The sequence below is a fragment of the Streptomyces diastatochromogenes genome (assembly GCF_002242805.1).
Lineage (GTDB): Bacteria > Actinomycetota > Actinomycetes > Streptomycetales > Streptomycetaceae > Streptomyces > Streptomyces diastatochromogenes.
The window spans coordinates 26,670-52,654 of record NZ_MCGQ01000045.1 but is presented as its reverse complement, the minus strand read 5'-3'; the positions used below and the strand labels follow the sequence as shown (position 1 = coordinate 52,654).

The window sequence follows — 25,985 nt, the reverse complement described above, 5'->3', positions numbered from 1 at the left end:
CATGGCAGCGGGGACGCTGGAGCTGCTGGCCAGGGAGCTCGCCCGGGCGCTGCAGCCGCTGCACGAGTGGCTGGGCGAGGAACGGCGGGACCAGTTCTTCCAGGAGTTGGGGCTGTGGCTTCCGGGCGGGCTGGGCGGCGCGGCCGGCGGTATCGGCACGGTGACCGTGCAGTCGGCCGGGCTCGGGCCCGCGGTCGACGGCCTCACGCGGGCGATCGAAGCCGGTGAGCCGGCGGAGATCGTCCGTGCGGGCGCCTCGCTGGTGGGAGTTCTGGGACAGGTGCTCTCGGCTGTCGCAGGCCTCGGCCCGGCCCTGGCGAGCGCGGTGGCCGCGGACCAGTACCTCACGGACGCTCAGCGCCTGCGGCTCGCCGCGGAGGTACGGCAGTTGCCCCGGCGCCTGCTCGACCACGCGCTGATCACCCATCTCGAAGGCAGGAGCGAGGCGGTCGTCGGCGCGCTCACGCTGACCGGCGTCGTCGAGAGTGTCCCCGCGATCCTCGACCCGGACGATCCGACCCGGCTGCCCGTACGGCGACGCGCCCTGCGCCTGGACCGGCTGCTCAGCCTGCTCACCGATCCCGCCGGGCTGATGCGCGAGGTCTTCGGCTTCGGCACGGCGGAGTTCGACGGCCTGGAGCTGTTCCGCATCCTCGCCGACCACCTGTTCGCCCTCGGACAGCCCTACCGGTACCAGGGGCCGCCCGAACAGCCCGGGCTGCCGCCCGCGTTCGACGTGCTGCTGACGCGGCTGCTCGCCGACAGGTCGACCACTCCCCCGTCCCTGTCGGTACAGGCCGACGGCGGGTCGGCCGGGGAGTTCTCGGTGACGGCCGGGCCGGGCTCGCTCTGGAAGCTGGCCATCGAAGCGGCCGCCGCCTTCGACGCCGGGCTGCGGGCCGTCGTCACCCCACCCCTGGCGATCGCGTTCCATCCAGAAGGCGACCTCAAGCTCTCTGCCGAACTCGGCCTGGAGGCACGGCGCCCGGACGGCACGCCCATGCTGCTCATCGGGCAGGCCGGCGGCTCCCGTCTGGAGCTGGGGCACTTCGCCCTCGCCCTCGGACTGCAGGCCGAGGCGAGCGCCGGTGCCGGTGTCACCGCAGAGCCCTCCGCACGCCTGGACCTCAAGGGCGGACACCTCCTCATCGACCTCTCCGAAGGCGACGGCTTCCTGCGGGCCGTCACCCGCGGCGGCCGGATCGAGTCCGGCGTCGACGTCACCGCGCTGTGGGCGCCGTCTTCCGGGCTGCGTCTCGAAGGCAGCGGCTCCCTGGATCTGTCGATCCCCGTGCACCTAGAACTCGGTCCCGTCGAGGTCACCACGCTCTACCTCAGCGTCGGGATCGGCGACGGCCCCGCCGTGCCGGTGGAGATCTCCGGGGCGTTCACCGCGGAGTTCGGGCCCGTCAAGGCCGCCGTCGACCGGGTCGGTCTCGTCGTGACACTCGGCTTCCCGAAGGACGGCGGGAGCCTCGGGCCCCTCGACCTCGGGTTCCGTTTCAAGCCGCCGAACGGTGTCGGGCTGTCGGTGGACGCCGGGGTGCTCTCCGGTGGTGGATACCTGTACGTCGATGCCGAGCGCGGCGAGTACGCCGGGGCCGTGGAGCTGGAGTTCGCCGGATTTCTCCAGCTCAAGGGAATCGGGCTGATCTCCACCCGGATGCCGGACCGGCCCGACGGATTCTCGCTGCTCGTGGTGATCACCGCGGAGTTCGGCACCGGGATCCAGCTGGGGTACGGCTTCACGCTGCTCGCGGTCGGCGGGATCATCGGGCTCAACCGTGCGATGAACCTCAGGGCGCTGACCGAGGGCGTGCACAGCGGACGTATCGAATCGGTGATGTTCCCGCGGGACGTCGTCGCCAACGCGCCGCGGATCATCAGCGATCTGCGGCAGTTCTTCCCGCCGGAGGACGGGAAGTTCCTCATCGGGCCGATGGCAAAGATCGGCTGGGGGACCCCGACGCTGGTGAGCGTCTCGCTCGGTCTGATCATCGAGGTCCCCGGGAACCTGGCCGTCCTCGGCGTGCTGAAGTGTGTGCTGCCCACCGAGCAACTGCCCCTGCTCGTGCTGCAGGTGCAGTTCATCGGGGCCGTCGAGTTCGACAAGTCGCGGCTGTGGTTCTACGCCCGGCTGTTCGAGTCGCGCATCCTCTGGATGACCATCGACGGTGGGATGGGCCTGTACGTCGCCTGGGGCGACAGCCCGGATCTCGTGCTGTCCGTAGGCGGGTTCCATCCCTCGTACAAGCCGCCCGCGCTCCCCTTCCCGGTGCCCGACCGGCTGTCGGTCGACATCATCAACATGCCCGGCCGGCTGATCCGGGTCTCCGGATACTTCGCGATCACCAGCAACACCGTCCAGTTCGGGGCCGAGGCCCTGCTGCGCTTCGGGTTCGAGGACTTCGGCATCGAGGGGCACGTCACCTTCGACGCGCTGTTCCGGTTCTCGCCGTTCGCGTTCGTCATCAGCGTGTCCGCCAGTGTCACGCTCAAGGCGTTCGGGGCCGGGATCTTCGGCATCGACCTGCGGTTCCAGCTCGAAGGGCCGTCCCCGTGGCGGGCGCACGGGCGCGGCTCCATCTCCCTGCTGTTCTTCGAGATCTCCGCGGACTTCGACATCAGCTGGGGCGAGGAGCACAACACGACCCTCCCGCCCGTGGAGGTCCTCGCGCTGCTCGCCGGTGAGATCGGCAAGACCGAGGGCTGGGAGACCCGGCTGCCCACCGCGGACACCCGGCACCTCGTCACGCTGCGCCGGCTGGCGGACACCGACGACCTCGTCCTGCACCCGCGCGGCACTCTCTTCGTACGGCAGCGGTCCGTTCCGCTCGGGGTGCGGATCGACCGGGTGGGTGCCCAGCGGCCGAGCGACGGCAAACGGTTCACCATCGCCCCGGACCCCGCCGGCGGACTCGTCCAGCTCTCCCTGCCCGCCGAGAAGTTCGCGATGGCCCAGTTCCAGGACATGGACGACGCGGCCAAACTCTCCCGGCCCGCCTACGAGGACCAGGACGCGGGCCTCGAACTCAGCGCCGCGCCCGATGCGCTGGCCGCTCCCCGCGCGGTGCGCCGGAGCGCCCGCTACGAGATGCACGTCTTCGACTCCCGCAAGCCCCACACCCGGCCGACCGCACACGCGGCGGCGGCTGCCGCACCCCGGGCGGTCGTCGCCTCCGGCGGCCGGACCAAGCGGTTCCAGAACGTGGACGCGGCCGTGTTCCGTCAGCTCCTCGACGGCAGCAGCACCAGCCGCTCGCCCCTGTCCCGCACGGAGGCAGGCCGGCGGCAGCCGTTCGCCGCCGAGGACACCGTGCGCGTGGCCGCGCAGCGGTTCGTCATCGCGTACGTACGCAACAACGTCCAGGCGTTCCCGCCGAGCGCGGGACTGGGGGCGGCCACGTTCCGGTCCCAGGCCACGGCCGAGGACGCGCTCTCCGACTGGCTGGTGGCGGATCCGGGTCTCGCCGGGACGCTGCACGTCATCCGGGAGTCGGAGGTCTCCGCACCGCTCGCGGCGCCGAACACCTGGACGGACGCCGCGCCGGCGCCCTTCGGGGCGGCGGGCGGTGAGGCCGTCCGGCTCGCGGGCGGGGCCGTGCTGCTCGCCGGGGGACGGGACCGGGCCGGCTCCTCGCTCGCGTCGGCCGCGCTGTTCGACCCCGTCGGCGGGGTCTGGGAGGCCGCCCCGGACATGGCGGCGGCCCGCCGGGGGCACACGGTCACCCTCCTCGCCGACGGCCGGGTACTGGTCGCCGGAGGGCAGGGCACCGACGGCGGGGCGCTCGACTCGGCCGAGATCTACGACCCGGTGACCCGCGTCTGGAGCACGGTCGCGCCCCTGCCGGGCGCCCGCTTCGGCCACAGCGCCACCCTCCTCGGCGACGGCACAGTACTGATCGCCGGCGGGACCGGGGCACGCGGCGAGCGGGAGCACGCCTCACTGGCGTCGGCGGAGCTATTCGACCCCCGTACCGGGGCCTGGGCCGAGGACGAGCGGCGGCCCGCGCCCATGGGTGACGCCCGGTCCGGCCACCGGGCCGTCCGCCTCTCCGACGCCCGGGGCCGGGTGCTCGTCGTCGGCGGCGCGCTGCACACCGGAGCGGGGCGCGCGGCCCTCGCGTACTGCGAGCTGTACGACCCGGGGAGCCGGACCTGGACACCGGCCGGCAGCCTCGCCGTGCCGCGCACCGGTCACCAGGCCACGCTCCTCGCCGACGGGACCGTCCTGGTGACCGGCGGCGACCCGGGCGACACCCCGGTCGGCGCCCGGTTCTCCACGGCGTGCGCGGCCTCCGTCGAGCAGTACAGCCCGGGCACCGACAGCTGGGCCGCGTGCCCCGACCTGCCGGTCGCCGGACGCGGCAGCCACCGCGCCGTGGCCCTGCGCACCGGCAGGGTCCTGGTGTTCGGCGGTACAGGCCGGCGGGATCCGGCGGCGTCCGGGCTGCGCGGCGCGGTCCTCTACGACCCGGCGGCGCGCACCTGGACGGCCACCGGCGGTCTCGCCACCGGCCGTTCGGAGACGGTGGCGGTCGAACTGGCCGACGGGCGGGTGCTCACCACCGGCGGGCTGGTCCGCTCGGGTCCCGCCACCCCGGACGGCACCGACGACGTCACCGCCACCACCGAACTCCACACGCCCTGACCCCCACGCCCCACCACGAAGGGTGCACCCGCGATGACCAGTCCCACCCCGGCGGCCGTCGGCAGCTGGACGAAAACCGGCGCTCTGCCCGCGGCGGCCGGCTGGCACGGGCAGGACGACGGCGCCGTCCTGCTGAAGAACGGCAAGGGCGTGCTGCTCGTCGGCGGCTCCGACGCCGCCTCGGCCGCCACCAACCGCACCGCCGTGTACGACCTGACGAAGCGGGAGTGGAAGGCGGGCAGCCCGCTCGCCTTCCCGCGCCGCCTGCACACCGTCACCGTGCTCGACAGCGGCAAGGTCCTGGTCACCGGCGGCACGGGCGGCTCCGGTCCGCACGCGGCCGGGCTGACCGCGGTGGAGCTGTACGACCCCGTCCAGGGGACCTGGAAGACGGTCGCCGCTCTGCGCGAGGCCCGCTGGGGGCATGCCGCGGTGCTCCTGGAGGGCGGCAGGGTGCTGGTCACCGGTGGGTGCACCAGCCGCTCCGGCGACTCGGTGCGCGCCCTGGCCTCGGCGGAGATCTTCGACCCGAAGGGCGACCCGAACGACCCGGACAACGGCTCCTGGACCCCCGCCGCGCCGATGACCGACGCCCGCGCCGGGCACTGTGCCCTCGTCTTCAAGGGCGGCAAGGTCCTGGTGACCGGAGGCACCGCGCCCGTGTCCCCGGGCGGCGAGGCCGCCCTGGCCTTCTGCGAGGTGTACGACCCGGGTTCCGGCTCTGCGGGCACCTGGACGCCCGTCGCGAGCCTGTCGGAGCCCAGGAGCGGCCATCGGGCCGTCCTCGCCTCCGACACCACCGCGCTGGTCGTCGGCGGGGCGACACCGGGCACCGCCGGCGACGGCACCTACGATCCGTACGCCGAACTGACCGTGGAGCGCTTCGACCTGGCATCCGGGAAGTGGACCGCGCGACCGGCCACGGCGGGCGGCCGGGCCCTGCACCGGGTGATCCCGCTCGGCTCGGCGAAGTTCCTCGTCGTGGGCGGCACCACCGACGACGGCAACGGCATCGGCTACCAGAGCGCGCTCGTCTACGACGACAGCGGGCCGGGCGGCTGGAGTACCGCCGCCGGCCTGACCGAGGGCCGCTGGGCGTTCGCCGCGACCGCGCTCGCGGCCGGCACGGTGCTGGTCACCGGCGGGACGGTTGCCTCGGGTGTCGCCGCGGCGGACCCGACGAAGGCCGAACTGACCATGACCACCGAGGTCTTCACGCTCACCGGGGGCGGCTCGTGAGCGGCGGCGCGTACTCCTTCCTGCCATGGCTGCGCTCCGGGATCGTCACCCATGTCACCGAGCCGCCGACCGCCCCCTCCACCCGGGCCACGATCCCCGTCAAGCTCGTGGTGTCCGGGGATCCGCTCCAGGGGTCCGGCCGGCTGGAGAAGCCGGTCGAGCGGCGGGTTCAGCTCTACGGTCCCGGTGACGTCGTCGGCGTGGACCCGCGCGCGATCTCCCGTACCGAGCCCCGCCCCTGGGTCACCAACGTCGAGCCGAACTACCTCGCGCACATCGAGTTCTACGAGGAGGACTTCCTCTGGCGCTACAGCCCGGCCGCCCCCGAGGCGACCGGTCGGCTCAAGCCGTGGCTGGCGCTGATCGTCCTGGAGGGTCCGGGCGAGTCCGGTGAGCCGGGCGAGTTCACCGAAGGGGCCGGGGCGGACCTCCCGTTGCCGTTCGTCACGGTCACCGATCCCGCGCGCACCCTGCCCCACCCGGACCAGCTCGGCGCCTGGGCGCACGTCCACGTGAGCGGCGAACTCGACGGCGCCGTCGTCTCGGACGAGCAGCGCATGCCGGCCGTCCTGAACGCCCTGCGCGCCGTCCTGCGCGACCGCCCGGACGACGCCTGCTGCCGGCTGCTCTGCCCTCGGCACCTGCTGCCGAACCGGCCGTACCACGCCTTCCTGGTACCGGCGTTCGAGACCGGCCGGCTCAGCGGTCTCGGCCTCCCGCCCGTCCTGCCGCCCGACGCGGACGCCGACTTCCCCGCTTGGGGGCGCGGCTATCCGAACCAGCCCGCCGCCGGGCAACTGCCCTACTACCACCGCTGGTTCTTCGCCACGGGTGCCGCCGGCGACTTCGAGTACCTGGTGCGGCAGCTCGTCCCGGAGCGGCCCGACCCGCGTGTGGCCCGGCGCGATGTCGACGTACGGCAGCGGCCCGGCGCGAATCTGCCGCCGATCGACACGCCTGAAGCGCTCGGCGGTGTCCTGAAGCTGGGCGGTGCGCTGCGGGTGCCGGGACGGAAACGAGACGTCTGGGACAACTGGGACGGCTGGTTCCCGGCCGCGGATCCCTCACAACCGCCGCCGGCCCACCCGCATCCCTTTCAGGAGGCTCTCGCCGGGCTGGTCAACCTGGCCGACGCCTACCTCGACACCGCCCCGGCCGAGGCGCACGCCCGGCTGGCCGCCGCGGACCCGGGTGGTGCGGCCCACCCGGTGGTGCCGGGCGCGCCCGAGGTGCGCATGCTCGCGGGCCAGGTCGATCCCGTCGTCACCCCGCCCCTGTACGGCAAGTGGCATGCGGCGACCTCCCGGTTGCTGAGGGAGCGGGACGGTACGCCGATCCCGGAGCCGAGGAGCCGGAACTGGGTGCACCGGCTGAACCTGGACCCCCGGTTCCGTATCGCCGCGAACTTCGGCACCCAGGTGGTGCAGGCACGCCAGGAGGAGTTCATGGCGGCCGCCTGGGCGCAGGTCGGCGAGGTGCTGGAGGCCAACAAGCGGATCCGGCAGGCCCAGTTGGCCCGCGAGGTCGGGCACGCCCTGCAGAAGAAGCATCTCGATCCGCCGGCCACGTCGAGTGGCGGTGCCGCCCTGGCACCCGCCGCCCGGTCCGGCCGCGCGCTGCGGCTGACGGCCCCGGCGGGTGCCCGTGTCACACCGGTGCCGACAGGTGCCGCGCTGCTCGCCTCCGACGGCCGGCACCTGGCCGTCGGCTTCCAGCTCGCCACCAGCCGCGTCGGCTCCGCGCCGGTGTCGCCCGCGATGCGGCGGATCACCCGGCCCGGCTCCCGGCTCATGCGCACGCTGGCCTTCGGCACGGCGTCCCCGGACGAGTTGCCCGAGAAGATGGACCGGGACACCGGGGCGGTCACGCCGGCGCCTGCGAAGGCCACCCCGTCGGCCGTGGTCACCGCGCAGCGGCTGGAGGACCTCCTGCGCCCCCACCCGCCGACGCAGGCGGCCGCCGACGACCCCGACGAGATCAGGCGGCTGAAGACCAGCGCCCAGTTCGTCGTCACCCTTCCCCGCGAGGGCGTCGTGCCCCCGGCGGGGGGCGACCACGACAGCCCGGAGGCGGCGCGGTTCAAGGACGGTCTGCGGGACCTGTACCGGGCACGCGCCGACGCGGAGGCGGGCGCCAGGGCCAGGGAGCGCGATCCGCTCGGCGTGGACCAGACCGTCACCCACCTGCTCACCGGACTCCGCTCCGACCTCACCGTGCCCAGGGATCTGTTCCACTCGGCGCTCGTTCCCGAGCGGTTGCGGAGTTTCACCGACCGGTTCCTGGAGGTGATGGCGTACCCGGTGATCGACCTGCCGATGTTCCAGTCCCTGATCGACATGTCGGTGGACACCTTCGTACCGAACCTCCGGATGGTCCCGCCGAACACGGTCACCCTGCTGGAGACCGACCGGGAGTTCATCGAGTCGTTCATGGTGGGGCTCAACCACGAGATGGCGCGCGAGCTGCTGTGGCGCGAGTACCCCACCGACCAACGGGGCACGCCCTTCCGGCAGTTCTGGGACCCGCGCCCCGCGCTGCCGCTGCCCGGCGAGAGCGCCGGGCAGCGCCGGGAACGCCTCTACGACCTCACCCCGGTCGCCGACTGGGACCCCGACTCTCCGCTGGGCACGCACGACAACCGCGACCAGGGCAGCGTGCAGGAGCAGGAACTCGTCCTGGTGATCCGCGGCGACCTGCTGAAGAAGTACCCCACCGCGGCGATCTACGCCCACGCCGCCGACTGGGACCGGGGCGAGGACGGGGCACCGCACCCGGAGCGGGAGCGGGTGCTCGCCGCGTTCCCCGACTCGGAGCACCCGCCGCCGGACAAGGTGCGGCTGCCGATCTACGAGGCGAAGGTCGAGCCGGACATCACGCTGCTCGGCTTCGACCTGACGGCCGAGGCGGCGCGCGGTCGGGTCCCGGACGACCCGGGCTGGTTCTTCGTGATCAAGGAACGGCCCGGCGACCCACGGTTCGGGGCCGACGAGGAGGGCCAGGGCACCGATGCCGTCGAGGTGTGGAACGACCTGTCCTGGAACGACATCGACCCGGGCGGCACCCGGTTCATCACCCTCGACCCGGCCGTGCGGCAGCCGCTGGCGCCGTTCGACGGGTCCGAGGACGACCAGGAGAAGGAGGAGCAGCGCCGTGAGGACGTGTTCCTGCCGCGCTGGGACGAGACGCTCGGCTCGGCGGACATCGCCTACATGCTCTTCCAGGCTCCCGTACTGATCGCCGTCCACGCGCAGGAGATGCTGCTCGATGCCGCTGAGTGACGACTTTCCCGTGCTGCTGGGACCGGTCCGGGTGGAGACCCGGTTCACCGAGACCGAGCTGCTGGTGCGGGTGTTTCCCGACGAGTGGTGCGTCTCCACCGAGGAGACGGTGCCGAGCGACGCCGAGTTCGGGGCGCTGTCGGCGTACTGGACGGCGATGTGGCGGGCCGCGGGGCGGCAGGAGGCCGAGCACGCCGCCTGGCAGGAGCTGACCGGACGCGTCCCCGTCGGCCGGGCCGCCTGGCTCACCGACACCTACCGGCCCGCCGACCCGGGCGACCGGCCCGACCGGGTGCCCCCCGAGACGGCGGTCCTGGTGATCGTCAGCGAGGCCGCGCTGCCCGCCGCGGACCGGCAGCCCACCCTCACGTACTGGACGTCTGTCTGGCGCGCCCACGGTGACCGGGCCCGGCTGCGGGCCGCCGACATCGCGCTGCTCGCCGCCGTGGGCGCCGGCCGCGCCGACGCCATCCGCGGCCGGCAGCCGTCCGGGATCGACGCGGCGCCGGTGACGCCGTACGACGGGGTCGTGGTCGCCTTCCTGGTCCTGCCCCGGCCGCAGACGAGCGCCGACTCCTGGACCAGGCCCGCCAAGGCGGCACTGCTCCCGGACCGGTTCACGGTGTTCGGGTACGTCGGCGACGACCTGGTGCTCACCGCCGACGGTGCCCCGCTCGCCCGGCAGGAGCTGGCCGTCAGCCCCGATCCCGGCGAGCGGAACCAGTTGAGGCTCGACGAGAGCACCGGTGTCCTGAACGTGCCGGACGAGCTGCTGTGGCTGGTCGACTTCGACGAGGCCGTCCGGATCGGCATGGGCCTGCGGATCCCGCTCGACGAGCGGACCCGGGACGGCCTCGACCGGCTGGTCGTGCTCGGGCTGCGCGAGGCGCCGACGGCAGAGCAGAGCGCCGTGGCCTTCGAGAAATTGATCACTCGTCAGGTACGCAGCTCGACCGGGTTCGCGCTGCTGCCGCAGGGCACGGCGACCAACAACACCGGGCAGGCGCCCGCCGGCCAGGACGAGAAGGCGGTGGCACAGGCCGGGCTGCGCAGCCTCCGGCAGAGCTTCGCCGCCGCGCCCGGCGACTGGCGCGGCCGCGGCGACGGGCAGTGGTTCGCCGAACTCCTCGGCCTCGACCCGGCCGTGCTCAGCGGCGTCCCGAACGCCGACGGCACCGACCAGCGCGACGCCCGCGCCGCGAACATCGCGCTGTGGCCCGCCACCTGGGGCGCGTTCTTGGAGGGTGCGCTGCACCCGGTCCTGTCGGCGGAGGCGGTCGCCGAGACCCGCGAGTTCTTCCTGCGGTACGTCTCCGGGCGCGGGCCGGTGCCCGCCGTCAAGGTGGGCAGACAGCCCTACGGCATCCTGCCGACCACCGCCTTCTCCCGGCTGCAGCCGCCCGACTCGGCGCACCGGCGAACCCTCGGCCGGATCCTCGACGTGGCGCAGGACGCCTGGGACAAGGCCACCGGCAAGGTCGCCCGCGTCCTCGGCGACGACGAGGACCCGCCGCCCGGCTACGACCCTCACCAACGGCTCCTGGACGTCCTGGCGCTGCACCCGACCTCGGCCGAGTACCACCAGCGGTACGCGCTCGGCGTCGAGGACTACTACAACCGGGAGAACCTGGCCGCCGCCGGACCCCACGCGCTGGACCTGCTCAGGAACGAGCTGCGCCATCCGCAGCCGATCGCCGACCTCCTGGCCCGTTTCGGTCACCAGGTCGAGGATCCGCTGCTGAACGGACCCGAGCTGATCCGGCGGCTGTTCGCGGGCATCCAGTACCCGCTGCTCGGCCCGCTCGTCGACGACCGCCCGCTGTCCGAGACGGCACCGGTGCGCACCTACACCCCGGGCCCGGACGGCCGGAACTACCTGCACTGGCTGGCCGAGAAGGGCCGCACGGACCTCGACGCGCTGCGCCTGGAGGACGGTTTCGCCGACGGGCGACCGCCCGCCGACCTGCTGTACCTGCTGCTGCGGCACGGGCTGATGCTCGGCTGGGAGGACGCGGCCCGCCGGCTCGCCGTGACCGCCGGACGGGCTGCCGCGCCGCCCGTCGACCCACCGTTCGTGCATGTGCGCCTGCGCCGGCCGCCGGGGCAGGCCGAGCCGCCGAGCGAGAGCCGCTGGCGCCTGCTGTACGCCCCGGATCCGGCGATCACCGGTAACCCCGACGACCTGGTGCACCGGTACATCCCCGAGGTGCTCGCCACCCGCCGGGAGACGGCCCTGCTCAAGGAGCAGACCGACGCCGTCGAACTGCTCGCCGACCTGCCGACCGCACGGCTGGAGCGGGTCCTCGCCGAGCACCTCGACTGTGCCACGTACCGTCTCGACGCCTGGCGCCTCGGCCAGGCCAACGAGTTGCTGTCCACCCTGCGTTACGGCGCTGGCACCCCGAAGCGGGGGCTGCACATCGGCGCCTACGGCCTGCTGGAACAGGTCCGGCTGCGCAAGCGGACCACGCTCACCCGGGTGTCCCTCACCGGGAAGCTCGCCGAGGTGTTCAAGGCCGACTCCCTCGCGCACGACAGCCGCAACGGCGGCTGGATCCACGCCCCTTCGCCCGCTCAGGCCCGGACCGCCGCCGTGCTGCGCGCCGGGTACCTCGCCAACGGATCACCGCAGAACAAGGACGCGTTCGCGGTGAACCTCAGCTCGGAGCGGGTCCGCAGGGCACTCGCCCTGCTGGACGGGCTGCGGCAGGGGCAGTCGCTGGGGGCCCTGCTCGGTTACCGGTTCGAGCGCGGACTGCACGAGGGGTATCCGGGCGTCGATCTCGACAGGTTCCTGCCCGCGCTGCGCGGCGCCTTCCCGCTGCGGGCCGGGAAGCTCTCCGACCCGCCCGCCACGGACTCCGGCGCCCCCGTGGACATCGACCTGGTCGAGGCTCGCAACGTCGTCGACGGCCTCGAACTGGTCCGCCGGGCCACCCGGCCGCCCGCCGCGCCCACCTACCCCTTCGGCGCCGAGCACCTGCCCGAGGCGAGCACCACCGAGCAGGCCGCCATGAACCAGGAGGTGCAGCGCCTGCTCGACCTGCACGACGCGCTCGCCGACCTCGCCGTCGCCGAGGGCACGCACCAGGCCCTGCTCGGCAACCCGGAGCGCGCCTCGGCCACGCTCGACGCCTACGCCAAGGAAGGCTTTCCGCCCGACCCCGCGGTCGTGCGCACGCCCCGCAGCGGGATCACCCTCACCCACCGGCTGGGTCTGCTGCTGACGCCCGGGCTGCGTCCCGACCACGGCACCACGCACTTCGCGGGCGGCGGCCCCCGCGCGCAGGCGGAACCGGCGCTCAACGCCTGGCTGCCCGCCCTGCTGCCGGCCCAGCTCGACGTCGCGGTCCAGGTCACCTGGACCGACCCCGTCGACGGGCGGTTCCGCAGCCGTGTCGTCACCCAGTTCGACCTCGGCCTGCAACCGATCGACCTGCTGTGGGCGCTGCGCCCGACGGGCGAGAGCGGCCTGTCCGACCTGGACGACCGGATCATCGGCGCCGTCGTCACCCGCGACCGCCCACGCCCCGACGCCGTCCTCACCATCAGGTACACCGAGCGCGTCCGCGGCAAGCTCACCCTGTTCGAGGTGTCCTCCCTGGTCGACACCCTGCGCTCGCTGCTGACCACCGCCCGCCCGCTGCGCCCGACCGACCTGCGGGCAGCGGCCGGTCCGAGTCCCGCCGCCGCAGCCGACGACGAGGCCGTCACGGTCCCCAGGGAGCGCCCCGCCGCCGTACGCACCGCCCTCGACGCCCTCCGCAAGGACGTCGACACCTACCTCGCCGACCTGACCCCGCTCCTCCCGGCGCCCCCCGCCGTCCCGGGGCGCGGTGAACTCGTCTCCGGCATCGACGACTTCCTCTCCCGGTACTCCGCGCTCGTGGCGAGGGCGAGCGGGTTCGGCATGGTCCGCAGCGGCTGGGGCGAGGTCGTCGAGTGGCGGCGCGCGGTGTTCGCGGACCTGCTGGCCGCCGTCGCCGTCGCCGCCGACCGGATGGGCCGCTCCCTCACCCAGGCGGACGCCCTGATCAGGGCCTACGACGGCCTGCCCCTCTCCACCCCGGACGAGCAGCGCTTCGCCCTGCTCGAACAGGCCGAACGCCTCCTGACCACCACACCGACCAGCCCCCGCCCGTCCAGTCCGGCCCGGCTGCGGGCCACCGTCGCGCTCCGCCGCGCCGAGTTCGCCCGCCGGCTGGACGGCCTCAAGGACGTGGCCACCACCACGGAGACCACGCTGAGCGGCCTGTTCGCCGAGGTCGCCGCCCTGCTGCCGCTGACCGCGTTCGACCCGATCGGCCTGGACCCGGCGCCGCTTGAGGACCGGGTCGTCACCTTCGCCCGCGATCTGCTGCAGCGCGCCCAGGCCCTGCGCACGGAGATCGGCGAACGGCTCGACGGCGCCGACCGGGGCCTGAAGGCGTACGACGACGCCGTCACCGGGCCGGACAGGGTGAAGGCCGCCGTCGACGCGCTCAAGGCGATGATCGGCGACGACGTGCTCGTCGTACCCGAGTTCAAGCCGTCCGCCGACCTCGCCGACGACTGGCGCAGGGCGCGCGACGACAGCGCCCGGCTGACCGCGCATCTCACCGCGGAGCACGACTATCCGGTCGACGACTGGGTGCACGGCGTCGCGCGGGTGCGGGAGAAGCCGCGGCTGTGGGAGAAGGCCGTCCACCTCGGTGACGCGCTGCGCGGCCCCGGCGGCCTGCTGAGCAACCTCGACGGCTGGCAGGAGCCGCAGCTGACGCCGGTTCAACTGCCGTACCGCCAGGACGACTCCTGGCTGGCCATGGAGTTCAGGGCCGGTACGCGGATCGTGGAGGACCGGCTGCTGTTCACCGCCCACTACGCGTCGCAGCCCCTGCTGGGCGGCGGAAGCTGGTGCGGGCTGCTGCTCGACGAGTGGACGGAGGTGGTTCCCGCGGCCGAGGAGACGACCGGGATCGCCGTCCACTACGACGGCCCGGACTCCGAACCCCCGCAGGCCATGCTGCTCGTGGTGCCGCCCGTCCAGCGGGAGAACGGCACCTGGCTCCCCTCCGACCTGCTCGCCGCCGTCAACGAGACCTTCGCCCTGGCGAGGATCCGCGCCGTCGAACCGCACCATCTCGACGACACCGCGTACGCCCAGTTCCTGCCCGCCACGCTCATCTCGGCGACCCGGCAGCCCATCACGATCTCCACCGATCTCGCGGTGTCCAACCTGCGCTGGAAGGCCCAAGCCCATGACTGACATCGACTTCTCCGTGGCGGGCTCGGCGGCCGGGGGGCCGGACCGTGCCTGAGCCGCGTATCGAGGATCTGCGAGGGGCCCTGAACGAGCGCGCCGCGCCCACGGTCGGCCTGTGGAACCGGCTGGAGGGCCGGCCCCGGACCACCGACTTCGACCGTGCCCTGCGCGTCGAGGTGCGGGACGCGCTGTGGATGCTGACCCGGCAGTGGCAGCTCGGCGAGTTCCACGGCACCGACGGCGGCTCACCCGTCACGGCCACCTACTCGGTCGCGGCCACCCGGCCCAGCCGCTTCAAGCCGGCGGCCGAGCACACGAGCGTCGAGACCCTGAAGGACGACCGCCCGCTGGAGACGGTCGCCGAGCGGCGCCCGCTGCCCTTCGCGGCCGGCGCCGATCCGCTCGCGCTCGACCTGCGGCTGGCGATCGGCCGCCGCTGGCTCAAGCTCGTGGGCGCGCGGCCGCTGCTGAACGTCCTCTCCCTCGGCATCCGGCAGAAGTACATCGACCGCTACCCGTTCGCCCTGCCCGACCCGGGCGTCCCCGCCGACACCCCGCGCGTCGCCCACCCCGAGGTGTGGTCCGAGATGCAGGCGGTGGCCGGGCGCCGCATGGACGGGTACGCGTTCTATGTGCACCTCAAGGGCGGCGGGGACGCCTCCGAGGGCATCGGCGGACTGCTGGGACTGCACCGGCAGCAACTGCGCGACCTCGGCGCTCGGCTGGTCGCCTGGTTCGACCGGCTCATCGACCAGCCGGTCGAGAACCCGGCGCTCGGCACGACCAACGCCACCTGGGACCCCACCCGCCTCGAACACCGTTTCTCGGTCGCCGCCGGCACCCCCGAGATCGGCGGCGCGGGCGCCGAGAAGGTGCTGACCGTGCAGGAGTACCCCGGCGGCACCCTCGACTGGCAGCACTTCTCCCTCGACCCGGCCCACCCGCTCGGCGGTACGGCAACGGACGCCGTGGAGTTCCACCGTACGGTCTTCCCGGCTCCCGTCCGGTTCTCGGGGATGCCGCTCCCGCGCTGGTGGGCCGTCGAGGACGGCCGTACGAACTTCGCCGCCGTGACCCCCGACAGCACCGACCTGGCCCGGCTCGTCTTCCTGGAGTTCGCGCTCGTCTACAGCAACGACTGGTACCAGCTGCCCTGCGTCCTGCCGGCCGGGACGTACGCCTCGATCCGCGGGCTCGCCGTGACCGACGTCTTCGGGGAGAAGCTGTGGATCAGCCCCGCGGGCACGGGCAGTGACGCCGACTGGCAGCGCTGGTCGATGTTCACCCTCGACACCGTCGGCGACGACGACGTCCCCGCCGACACCGGTCTGCTGCTGCCGCCGGGCGCGGTGGTGGTCGCCGACGGCCCGCCGCTGGAGGAGGTCGTCCTGGCCCGGGACGAGAGCGCCAACCTGGTGTGGGGTGTCGAGGCGACCGTGCCCACCGCCACGGGTACGGCCCGGCGCGGCACCGAGATCTCCGCCGAGGAGCTGGCCCACCGCCTGCGGCTGCGGACACCGCCCACCGCGCCGGCACCGGCGGCGGCGGCCGTCGCCTACCGGGCGATGAACTCCGTACCGGAGCACTGGATCCCGTTCATCCCGGTGCACGTGCGCGGTCAGGACCGGGCGATCCGGTTGCAGCGCGCCGCGATGCCCAGCGCGGTCACCGGCCTGCCCGTTCCCCCGCGGACGTCGCTGCTGCGGCAGGGCCTCGATCAGGGGCACCAGTACTACGTCAACGAGGAGGAGGTCCCGCAGACCGGCACCCGTCTTTCCCTGGCCTACAACCGCGCCCGCCGGCGCGACGGCCGCGTCTCGGTCTGGCTCAGTGCCCGCCGGGGCATCGGCCGGGGCGAGGGTTCCAGCGGGCTGGCGTTCGACTTTCTGGTGGACACCACGGGGACGGGTGGGGCGGGGGCCCCATGACGGAGCATCACGTGGGCTTCCCAGCCCCGCCGGGCACCGTACATCCTCGGAGGCACATCGCCCCCAACCACCAAGGGCTGTCCACATGTCGATCGCACCAGCTGCCCTGCGTCTGGCCGGAACCGTCGCGGGACTCGTGCTCGTGGCCGCACAGACGACCACGGCGTCCGCCGCCCCACCGCCCCGCTCACCCACCCCGTACACCGCCGCCTGGTCTGCGCCCCTGTCCACCCAGGGCCGCTACATCGTCGACGCGCAGGGCAACCGCTTCCGGCTGAAAGCGGCCAACTGGGACGGCGCACAGGGATCATGGACGGGCAGCGGGAGTATCACCGACCCCGCCAACCATCACGCCGGCCAGAACTCCAACGGCATACCCCTCGGCCTCGACCGCGTCCCGCTGGACGGGCTGCTCGCCGACTTCCACCAGCTGGGGATCAACACCGTCCGGCTGCCGTTCTCCAACGAGATGATCCACAGCACGACCCCGGTGCCCGACAACGCCGTCGGGGCCAACCCTCAACTACGGGGCAGGACGCCCCTGCAGATCTACGACGCCGTCGTCGGCGCGCTCAACGAGAGCGGGTTCGCCGTCATCCTCAACAACCACACCAACACGTCCCGTTGGTGCTGCGGGGTCGACGGCAACGAGCGGTGGAACAGCGGGCAGTCCACGCAGCAGTGGGCCGACGACTGGGTCTTCATGGCCCGCCGTTACGCCGCCGTGCCCCGCGTGGTCGGCGCCGACCTGTACAACGAGGTGCGACGCGACGTCCTGGACGACCCCAACTGGGGCCTGGGCGACAGCCACGACTGGTACGCGGCCGCCCAGCTCGCCGCCGACCGGATCCTCACCGAGGCGAACCCCCGTCTCCTCATCGTCGTCGAGGGCATCAACTGGACCGGTGTGCCCGTGGACGGGCTGCCGCACGGCCGGCCGATGCTCACCCCTGCCCGCACCCTCTCGCACACCCTCGTCGACGCCCACAAGCTGGTCTACTCCGCCCACTTCTACGGGTACACCGGGCCCCACCACAGCGGCGCCACCGGCGTCGGCGAGACCCACGACGCCCGCTACCAGGATCTGACCCGTGAGCAGTTGGCCGCGGCCCTCGACGACGAGGCGTTCTTCGTCGAGGAGAGCGGCCGGCACTACACCGCACCCGTCTGGGTCAGTGAGTTCGGCATCGGGAGCGGCGAGACGAACGCGGCGGCCCGTGCCTGGTTCGGCAACGTCACCGACTACTTCGCCGACCATGACGCCGACTTCGCGTACTGGCCGCTGGTGGGCTTCGCCGGCCACGACGACTGGGCACTGCTGCGCTACGACACCGCCGGGCACCGCACCGGCATCCTCGACTCCGGCGACTGGCGCGGTGCGGCTTGGCAGCACCTGATGTCCGCACCGAGCACGACCGGTCCCGTAGCGGCCGTTCCGGTGTGGCGGATGCTCAGCACCGACCACGGGGACGCGGTGGAGTCGCTGCGCGTGCGGGCCACCGGAGACTGGGATGCGGGGGCCTACAAGGCCGCCTGCCCCGACGGGTTGCGGCTGATCGGTCTGGGGCACACCACGGGTCGCGGTCTGTGCACCGACGCCGGTGCGGCGGACCTGCGGAGTCCCGACGCGGGTCAGACGGTCGTCGTCGACGAGCGGTACGTTCCCGCAGGCGGCGACTGGGCGTCCGGGTACACCAAACTCCAGTGCCCACCGGGCGGTTTCCTGATCGGCTACAGCCTGCGCGGGGAGCGTCTGTCGGCGGCCTTGTGCGCGCCGGGCCGTACCCCGCTGTCGGGAACCGGACGCACCGTGTGGTTCGACCGGTCCGACAACCGTCCCTCCGGTGCGGCGGGCGGCGACTTCGCCCACGGCGACTACAAGGGCCAGTGCGCCGAGAACGAGTACGCGGCCGGGATCGCCTTCACCACCCGCTTCGGCAGCCGTCCGGGGCCCGATGCGCTGCTGTGCCGGACACTGCACTGAGGAGAGCCGCGCGAAGGGGCTCCTCAGGCTGACGGGTAGAACTGGCGGGCCCAGTGGCGGAAGAGGCCGATGCCCTCGTCGTTCGCGGCCAGGCGGGGGCGCGGCTCGTAACGTTTGGTGTTCCAGATCCTCAGGTCCTGGCGGACCTTGCCGACCGCGGTCCTCAGCATCGCCCGCGCGAAGGCCCGGTGCAGGCCGTGCCGTGGGAGGGACGCTCCGGTGGCGTCCGGTCTGCGGAGGTCCGCGCAGGCTGTCGCGACCAGCATGCGGGTGCGCCGGGGCCCGGTCGGTGTGTGCATGGCCCACAGATAGCTGACGAGACCGAGCGAGGGCAGGGGCAGTTCGACTCGGAGGTATCCCAGCCCGGCCATCAGGAACGTGTGGTCGGCCCGGATCCGGTGCCTGAGGGCGGGCGGCCGGTCCGGGCCGAGGCGCAGTCGCATGCCCAGGAGGGGGCCCTGGGCCGTCGGAGGGTCGAGTTCCCGTACGGTCACCTGGTGCAGGACGGGGAGATGCCGGTAGTCGAGCGTGTTCTCGATGATCTCCTGGGGATGGGTGTGCACCTCCGTGCTCCAGGCGGCCGTCGGAACGACTCCGGCCTGGGCGGTGTCGGGGACTTCCCAGGCGGGTGGGGCGCCCTCCGGCTCGTACCAGGCGAAGACGAAGCCGTTGTGCTCACTGAGGGTGTGGTGCTCCAGGCGGGTGCGCGGTGGCGGGCCGTCGGGCGTGCCGACGCAGGTCCCGTCGGGGGCGAAGGCGAAGCGGTGGAAGGGGCAGACCAGGTTCTCGCCCCGCACGGTGCCGCCCGCCCCGAGATGGGCGCCGAGGTGCGGACAGTAGGGGCGCACCGCCCGGAGTCGGCCGCCACGGGTGCGGTAGAGCACGACGTCCTCGTCCATGAAACGGCGGGTCAGGACACTGCCTGGGGCGAGTTCACGTGCACGCGCCAAGTAGAACCAGCCGCTGGGGTAGGGCAGTTCGTCCCTCATCGTCATGACGGGCAGCCAAACACGGGAAGCGACATCGAAGATCACATATCCGGCTGGGTCACTCGTATGAGGTAGCTACGGTCATGTCTACCTACCCGAACACGGATAGCGCTTACGATCGGTCACTCTGAGTAATCAATTGGGGGGAGCGCCCGTGACCGGGGAACGTAGCGACAGTGACCGTCAGGACGTGGAGGTCGTCGTCATCGGGGCAGGGCTCTCCGGCGTGGCGGCCTTGGTCGCACTGCGTCGGGCCGGCTTCGAGGACATCGTGGCGCTGGAGAAGTCCGGTCGCCTGGGCGGGACTTGGCGTGACAACACCTATCCCGGATGCGGATGCGATGTGCCGTCGATGCTGTACGAGTACTCGTTCGCGCCGCACGCCTGGAGCCGGTGCTTCGCCGGCCGGTCCGAGATCCTCGACTACCTCGAGAGCACGGCGGCGACGCACGGCGTGGACCGGGCGATCCGTTACGACACCGAGGTGCTGAGCAGCCGCTGGGACCCGGACGCGCACCGCTGGGAGCTGCGGACCACGTCGGGCACGTACACGGCCCGGGCCGTGATCGTCGCCACCGGCCCCTGGCACCGGCCCCGTCATCCCGACATCCCCGGCCTCGACACCTTCCCCGGCACCGTCTTCCACTCCGCCCGCTGGGACCACGAGGCCGACCTGACCGGGCGCCGTGTCGCCGTGGTGGGTACGGGAGCGTCCACCGTGCAGTTCCTGCCCGAGATCCAGCCGAAGGCGGCTCACGTCGACGTCTTCCAGAGCACACCGCAGTGGGTGCTCCCCAAGCCCGACTATCCCCTCCCTCCGGGCCTCCGCCGTTTCCTCGGACACCACCCGGCAGCCCGCCGCGCACTGCGCGGCCTGCACCACTGGACCCAGGAGGCCATCGGCGTACCCCTCCGCCACCCCCGCCTGCTGGGACCGCTGGAGGCCCTGGCCCGCCTCCACCTGCGCACCTCCGTCCCGGACCGCGCCCTGCGCCGGGCCCTCACCCCGACCCACCGCCTCGGCGGCCGGCGCCTGATCACCTCCGGCACCTACTACCCCGCCCTCACCCGGCCCAACGTGCGGCTGCATCCCACCCGCGTGACCGCCGTGGAGGGCTCCGACGTCATCGGCGCCGACGGGACCCGCACCCGCGCCGACATCATCGTCCTCGCCACCGGCTATCACATCGGCGAGATCCCCCTGGCCGACCGCCTGCACGGCGTCGGCGGCACCACGCTGGCCCGGACCTGGGCCGACAGCCGCCGCGCCTACCTGGGCACCAGCGTCAGCGGATACCCCAACCTCTTCCTGCTCATCGGCCCGAACCTGCTGACCGGCACCACCGCGGTCCCCACCGTCCTCGAAGCCCAACTCCGCTACGTGACCACTGCCCTCACGCACCTGCGCACCAGCGGGTGCGCCGCGCTGGACGTCAGGCCCGAGGCCGAGGAAGCCCACCAGCAGGCCCTGCACGAGGCGCTGCGCACCACCGTCTACAACACCGCAGGCGGAACCGGTTACTACTTCGGCCGCCCGGGCGTCAACACCTTCTGCTGGCCCTGGTCGACCGCCCGGCTCGTCAAGCGTCTGCACGCCTTCACCCCGGACGCCTACACCTGGACGCTGCCGCTGCCGGCCCAGGCCGGCCGGGCCACGCACGCGTCGTCGGTTCGATCATGACAACGCTGGGTGTTTCACCTCCGGCTGCTGCGCGGCCTCGGTCGCGCCCTCTCCCCGCAGCGCCGTGACGACGAGCAGCGCGGAGAACAGGGCGGCGCAGCCGCACACCACGAATCCGATGGCGTAGCCGTGGCCGAGGGCGTCGAGGGCGTAGGCGCGGGCCGCTCCGGGTGCGGACTCGGCAGGTACGGAGTTGAGCGCGAGCGGGCCGCCCTCCTTCAGCACCTCGTGTGCCGCGCCCCGTGACTCCGTGCTCAGGCCGGGCGCCGTGGCCAGCGACGTCGACACCCGAGTGGCCGCCTGGCCGAGTGCCACGGCGCCGATGACGGCGGGGCCGAGGGTGAAGCCGAAGTCGCGCAGCAGGTTGGTGGCGCCACTGGCCATGCCCGCCAGGTGGACCGGAACCGTGTTGACGGCGGTCGCGGTGATCGACGACACCGTGAGGGCGAATCCGACGCCGACCAGGCCGAGCGGCAGGATCAGGGAGCTCAGCGCCCGGTCGTCGACGTCCAGGGTGGCGGCGAGGAAGTCGCCCGCTGCGATCAGGGCCAGGCCGATGGTGAGCGGCACGCGCGCGTGCAGGCGGTGCAGCAGTCTGGAGGTCAGCGGGGTGAGGAACGGGGTGAGCCCGTTGAGCAGCAGGAACGCGAACGCCGTCCGCAGCGGGCTCTGGTGCTGGATCGGGCCGAGCCGGATGCTGGCCGCGTAGGCCGTGCCCAGGAAGCTGAACATGCCGACGACGGCGACGACCGCGGCGATGGCGAAGGACCGGTTGCGGAAGAGGTCCAGGCGCAACAGGGGCGAGCGGGCGCGCAGTTCGGCGGCGACGAACAGGGCGAGGAAGACGGCGGCGAGCACGAAGGCGACGACCACCGGCGTGGAGCCCCAGCCGTCCGTCGGTCCCTGGATGACGGCGTAGAGGAGCGCGAACAGGCCGATCCCGATGGTGACCTGACCGGCGACGTCGAGTGAACGCCCTTCCGGTGCACGGGAGTCGGCGGCTGCCAGCAGACTGACGAGCGCGCTCGCGGCGGCGAGTACGGCGACCACGATGAACGCCGACCGCCAGGAGCCGTAGGTGCCGGTGACGCCACCGAGCAGCGGGGCGAGGAAGCCGCCGGCGGACAGGCTGGACGCCCAGACGGCGATGGCCCGGGCCCGCTGGGCGCCGGACGGAGTCCCGGCCGCGATCATCGCGAGCGAGGTCGGGAACAGCGCGGCCGCGCCCAGTCCGGCCAGCGCCTGTCCCGCCCACAGCTGGTGGATGCCGGACGCGGTGGCGGCGACGACCTCGCCCGCGCACAGCAGCAGCGCTCCGCCGATGAGCAGCCGCCGGCGGCCGAAGAGGTCGCCGAGGACACCGAAGCTCAGCTCCAGGACCGCCACGGGCAGCAGGAACGCGTCCGATATCCAGGTGAGTTGGGAGCCGACGGGGTGCAGGTGTTCCTGGAACAGGCCGTTGAGGGTGGCCGGCATGGCGAGGCCGATCTGCGCCAGGCAGACGGCGAGACAGCCGGCGACGAGGGTGCCGACGGGGAGGGAGGCGCGGGACGGCGCCGGGTCTGGGGTTCGAGGCATCGGAGGTCCCATCGTGAGCGAGGTGAAGGGGCGGGCGGGTCGGGGCGAGGGGGCTTGGAGGCCGTCAGGCGTGGTCGGGGCGAGGGGCCACGTAGGCCGTCAGACGTGGTCCGGGCGGTCGCGGCCGACCGTCAGGCGGGCGGGGTAGTAGGGCACATAGGCCTTCAGTCGTGGTCGGGACGGTCGCGGCCCACCGTCAGGCGCGCGGGGCGGTACGGCACATAGGCCGCTCCGTCCAGGCCGCTCGCCGTGGCCGATCGCTGCAGGGCGGCCGGGGTGGCGGCGGCCCAGCTGCCGGTGGTGACGCGGTGTTCGAGGGCGTGGAGGGCGGCGACCGTCTCGGCGGTGGTGAAGGTGCAGTGGCCCTGGCGCTCGACGTAGGCCTGGCGGAGCAGCGCCCCGCGGCCGGCGGCCTGGACACGGTCGGCGAACCGGCGCTCCTGCTCGACGGGGACGAGGTTGTCGGCGGTGGTGTGCACGTCCAGCAGCGGTACGGCGGGCCCGGGGTAGGCCGTGGAGGTGCGTGCCGCGGTGTACACGGCGGCCGGGTCGGCGGTGACCGAGGCGCCCGTGGTGAGGGCGTCGAGGTCGGCGTCCAGGTCGAGCCCGGCCGCCCGGTACAGCGCGCGGACCTGCGGGGCGTGCGCCGATCCGGCCAGCAGGCGGGTGTAGTCGACGCCCCGGTTCCAGGAGTTGTTGCCGCCGACGGACTGCTCCACGGCGTACCGGCCGCCCTCGACGAAGGAGAGGATGCCGTTCGCGAACCAGGCGTACTGCTGCTCCTGCTGTCCGGCCCAGTCGGTCGGCGCGGGGGCGGTGCGGCCCGGGGCCCAGGTGGGCAGGTTGAGGAAGGCCGCGGCCAGCGCGATGCGGGCGCGGCCCCGCGGGGTCGACTGGGCCGCGGTGACGGCCGCGGTGAGCTGCCGCGCCGTGCCGGCGGCCTCGTCGGCCGAGGTGAACCGGACGAGTGTGACCTGCCGCTCGGGCAGCAGCAGCCGGGCGAGGGTGTATTCGGCGTCGAGCTGGTAGTTGTCGAGGTCGGTGCCGCCGGCCACGAGCCCGCACAGGCCGAGCGCGCCGTCGATGCGGCCGGTGCCGTCGCGGGCGATCCTGGCGTTGACGAGCCCGCCCATGGAGGTGCCGACGGCGAGGGTGCGGCGCGGTGCGCCGATGCGCGCGGTGACGGCGTCGAGGGTGGCGAACTGGTCCCGTTCCGCGCTGTTCAGGGCCCACATCGAGCCGTTCGGGTCGTAGGAGGAGCCGGCCAGCGCGTACCCCTCCCGCAGCAGTTCGGTGCGTACGGCGTCGGTGGGCGCGTCCCGGGCGACGAGCGGGCCGAAGCCGTGGCTGAACAGCAGCAGCGTGCCGTTCCAGTCGGCCGGGACGTCGGCGGTCCAGGTCGCTCCGTCGGCGAGGGTGCCGGTGAGGTGGCCGGTGTCCGTCGCAGCGGCCGGGGCGGGGCCGGTGGTGAGGGCCGTGACCGCGGCCGTGGCCAGGGCGACGAGGGAGAGGCGGAGTCGGTTACGCATGGCGGTGGCTCCTGATGAGTGAGGGGGGCGGGAGCAAGTGATGGCCGATGCTCAGTGCACTGAACGTAGGGGGAACGCCAGGGAATGTAGGGCTGTTTTCTTGCGGGCGTCAATGGAATGCACAACATTGGCTGGTGCGAGGGGCCCGCCCGGTGTCGCCGAGGGTCAGGAAGCGGCCGGGATCGTGTCGATGATCCGGCGAGCGGCGTCGCGCGCCGCGGCGTCCAGCAGGGCGTGGACCGTGCGGAAGGTCTTCTCGGCACTGGTCGCCGGCCACGTGTCGGGCAGGTGGCGGACGGGCAGCCGGGGGTCTCGGCGGATCACCTGCAGCCACTCGCAGGTCATCCGCAGCCCCAGGGCGAGGGCCTCCTCCGCCGGGCGGTTTCCGGCGTCGTCCGTGAGCGGCCGCCAGTCGGCCTCGAACGCCCGGTAGCGGGCGGCCAGTTCGTCCAGGTCCCAGGTGTCGTGGATCATCTCGGCGATGTCCATGCCGGTCTCCGCGCGCGCCCGGAACACCTTCACGTGCGCGGCCAGGCCGAGTTCGGCGACGATGCCGGACACGTCGACCTCACCGGGCGCGATCCACAACCCGCTGAACAGGGCCCCGAAGCCGCTCCAGGTCAGCTGTGAGCGCAGGTCGTGGCGCTGGCGCTGCCAGGAGTCCGGGAGCGAGAAGCCGAGCAGGGTCCAGGTGCCGTCCCACTCGCTGTTGACCGCGCCCGTCTTCCAGATCCGCCGCTGCCCGTCCCGCAGGATCGCCTCGGAGCGGTCGGTGAGCCCGAAGTAGGTGCGCCGGCCCTCCCGCTGCCTGCGCAGCAGACCACGGTTCACCATCCGGGTGAGCGTGGACCGGGTGGCCTGCTCCCCTACCCCGACCCGCCCGAAGACGTCGATCAGACTGCCGGAGTAGACACAGACGTCCTGGTCCAGGACATGGTCACCGAGGAAGGTGAGCACCAGGGACTGCGGGCGGAGGGATGCTGTGGACACGGGGCTACGGTACGACGGCCTCCGCGGTGCGAGACTGCCGCATCGGCACGCACACACCAGGAGGAGACCCCCCATGATGTCCCTCGATCTCCATCCCCTCTTCCGCAACAACCGCGACATCGAACTGGCGCTGCGGCAGTTCGTCTTCAAGGCCAACAACGCGGGCGAACCGGTCGCGGAGATCATTCCGGGCAAGGGATCAGGGCAGCTCCGGGCGCGCGTCCTCGCGTTCCTCGATCAGAAGCACATCAGGAAGCTGTACGTGCGCCGGGAGGTCGACTCCGGCAACACCGGGCGCATCCTCGTCTACTTCAAGTGAGACGCCTCAAGGCCGGGCCGCCCTGCTAGTGCGCGGCCACGTAGTCGCTGATCACGTACCGGGCTTCGTCGTCGACGGCGTTCGCCGACCAGTCCAGGGTGATGCTGCGTGGATACCCGGTGGTCGAGTACTCCGCCTCCGCCGTGTCCGCACCGTCGCGACGCGCCTGTTTCAGCTCCTTCAGCAGTCCACCGATGGTGGGCACCGCCCCCGGCGACCGCCGCACCACATCGCGGCTCTCCTCGTCCAGCCCCACCACACGCACCGCCCTCCCCTCCCGCACGGTCACCCGGAAGGTGCCGATCAGGAGCCGCTCTCCCCCGGTCGACTTCAGGGTGTACGTGTACGCCGACGGCTCCTTCCAGGCGGTGCTCTCCGCCTGCGCCGCTGCGCCGGACTCGGCCTCCTCCTGGCACGCGGCGGTTGACCAGACGAGCCCCGCGATCAGTACGAGGTGCGGCAGCGCGGACCGGGGGACCAGACGGACGGATCTCATGTGCGGGCCTTTCACCTGCGCGGACTGTTTCTCCTTCGACGCCGGAGGACCGCGGGACGTTCACCCCACGGGTGATGAGCC

The 25,985-nt window shown here is 73.1% G+C and carries 13 protein-coding genes; 8 read left to right on the top strand and 5 right to left on the bottom strand.

What is annotated here, in order from left to right:
- Window position 1 precedes the first annotated feature (1 nt).
- The 6 genes from BEK98_RS39215 (at window position 2) to BEK98_RS39190 (ending at window position 18,322) form a co-directional block, all read left to right on the top strand.
- Entirely contained in the window at window positions 2-4,651 is a 4,650-nt protein-coding gene (locus tag BEK98_RS39215; protein ID WP_094221550.1) for a DUF6603 domain-containing protein, read from the top strand.
- Window positions 4,652-4,684: 33 nt separating this feature from the next.
- Window positions 4,685-5,890, top strand: coding sequence for a Kelch repeat-containing protein (locus BEK98_RS39210; RefSeq protein WP_094221549.1), 1,206 nt, complete (start codon window positions 4,685-4,687; stop codon window positions 5,888-5,890).
- On the top strand, window positions 5,887-9,168 hold the full coding sequence (locus BEK98_RS39205) for a hypothetical protein (RefSeq protein ID WP_094221548.1): 3,282 nt from the start codon (window positions 5,887-5,889) through the stop codon (window positions 9,166-9,168). The genes BEK98_RS39210 and BEK98_RS39205 overlap by 4 nt, the downstream gene beginning before the upstream one ends.
- Window positions 9,155-14,413 (top strand): hypothetical protein, encoded by a 5,259-nt coding sequence (locus BEK98_RS39200; RefSeq protein WP_094221547.1) that lies wholly within the window; start codon window positions 9,155-9,157, stop codon window positions 14,411-14,413. Before BEK98_RS39205 ends, BEK98_RS39200 begins: the two co-directional genes overlap by 14 nt.
- A 44-nt stretch (window positions 14,414-14,457) precedes the next feature.
- Window positions 14,458-16,338, top strand: a complete 1,881-nt coding sequence (locus BEK98_RS39195; protein ID WP_094221546.1) for a hypothetical protein — start codon at window positions 14,458-14,460, stop codon at window positions 16,336-16,338.
- An 85-nt stretch (window positions 16,339-16,423) separates the two neighbouring features.
- On the top strand, window positions 16,424-18,322 hold the full coding sequence (locus tag BEK98_RS39190; protein ID WP_094221545.1) for a glycoside hydrolase family 5 protein: 1,899 nt from the start codon (window positions 16,424-16,426) through the stop codon (window positions 18,320-18,322).
- 23 nt (window positions 18,323-18,345) lie between these two features.
- Here the strand turns inward: BEK98_RS39190 and BEK98_RS39185 are convergent, their stop codons facing one another.
- Window positions 18,346-19,317 (bottom strand): aromatic ring-hydroxylating oxygenase subunit alpha, encoded by a 972-nt coding sequence (locus tag BEK98_RS39185; RefSeq protein WP_094221544.1) that lies wholly within the window; start codon window positions 19,315-19,317, stop codon window positions 18,346-18,348.
- 148 nt (window positions 19,318-19,465) lie between these two features.
- On the opposite strand from BEK98_RS39185, the gene BEK98_RS39180 reads away from it, so the two are divergent.
- Complete coding sequence (locus BEK98_RS39180) at window positions 19,466-20,992, top strand: flavin-containing monooxygenase (RefSeq protein WP_244202177.1); 1,527 nt, start codon at window positions 19,466-19,468, stop codon at window positions 20,990-20,992.
- On the opposite strand, the gene BEK98_RS39175 is transcribed toward BEK98_RS39180, so the two are convergent.
- The 3 genes from BEK98_RS39175 to BEK98_RS39165 all read right to left on the bottom strand — a co-directional run bounded on the left by BEK98_RS39175 (window position 20,987) and on the right by BEK98_RS39165 (window position 25,089).
- Window positions 20,987-22,570 (bottom strand): MFS transporter, encoded by a 1,584-nt coding sequence (locus BEK98_RS39175; RefSeq protein ID WP_094221543.1) that lies wholly within the window; start codon window positions 22,568-22,570, stop codon window positions 20,987-20,989. The two genes, BEK98_RS39180 and BEK98_RS39175, sit on opposite strands and share 6 nt — an antisense overlap.
- A gap of 164 nt (window positions 22,571-22,734) precedes the next feature.
- Entirely contained in the window at window positions 22,735-24,099 is a 1,365-nt protein-coding gene (locus tag BEK98_RS39170) for an alpha/beta hydrolase (RefSeq protein WP_094221542.1), read from the bottom strand.
- A 165-nt stretch (window positions 24,100-24,264) separates the two neighbouring features.
- A complete protein-coding gene (locus tag BEK98_RS39165) occupies window positions 24,265-25,089 on the bottom strand; it encodes a PaaX family transcriptional regulator (RefSeq protein WP_244202176.1) in 825 nt (274 codons plus the stop codon).
- A 73-nt stretch (window positions 25,090-25,162) separates the two neighbouring features.
- Between BEK98_RS39165 and BEK98_RS39160 the strand changes: the two genes are divergently transcribed.
- Window positions 25,163-25,408, top strand: a complete 246-nt coding sequence (locus BEK98_RS39160; protein WP_094221540.1) for a Smr/MutS family protein — start codon at window positions 25,163-25,165, stop codon at window positions 25,406-25,408.
- Window positions 25,409-25,433: 25 nt separating this feature from the next.
- On the opposite strand, the gene BEK98_RS39155 is transcribed toward BEK98_RS39160, so the two are convergent.
- Window positions 25,434-25,904: a DUF6174 domain-containing protein gene (locus BEK98_RS39155; protein ID WP_094221539.1), complete on the bottom strand. Its 471-nt coding sequence runs from the start codon at window positions 25,902-25,904 to the stop codon at window positions 25,434-25,436.
- Between the last annotated feature and the right edge of the window lie 81 nt (window positions 25,905-25,985).

What these genes read in the sequence shown, in the direction of transcription:
- BEK98_RS39210 (WP_094221549.1), top strand. Translation starts at nt 4,685, where the DNA reads ATGACCAGTCCCACCCCGGCGGCCGTCGGCAGCTGGACGAAAACCGGC.
- BEK98_RS39155 (WP_094221539.1), bottom strand. Translation starts at nt 25,904, where the DNA reads ATGAGATCCGTCCGTCTGGTCCCCCGGTCCGCGCTGCCGCACCTCGTA.
- BEK98_RS39200 (WP_094221547.1), top strand. Translation starts at nt 9,155, where the DNA reads ATGCCGCTGAGTGACGACTTTCCCGTGCTGCTGGGACCGGTCCGGGTG.
- BEK98_RS39215 (WP_094221550.1), top strand. Translation starts at nt 2, where the DNA reads ATGGCAGCGGGGACGCTGGAGCTGCTGGCCAGGGAGCTCGCCCGGGCG.
- BEK98_RS39170 (WP_094221542.1), bottom strand. Translation starts at nt 24,099, where the DNA reads ATGCGTAACCGACTCCGCCTCTCCCTCGTCGCCCTGGCCACGGCCGCG.
- BEK98_RS39185 (WP_094221544.1), bottom strand. Translation starts at nt 19,317, where the DNA reads ATGACGATGAGGGACGAACTGCCCTACCCCAGCGGCTGGTTCTACTTG.
- BEK98_RS39160 (WP_094221540.1), top strand. Translation starts at nt 25,163, where the DNA reads ATGATGTCCCTCGATCTCCATCCCCTCTTCCGCAACAACCGCGACATC.
- BEK98_RS39175 (WP_094221543.1), bottom strand. Translation starts at nt 22,570, where the DNA reads ATGCCTCGAACCCCAGACCCGGCGCCGTCCCGCGCCTCCCTCCCCGTC.
- BEK98_RS39190 (WP_094221545.1), top strand. Translation starts at nt 16,424, where the DNA reads ATGTCGATCGCACCAGCTGCCCTGCGTCTGGCCGGAACCGTCGCGGGA.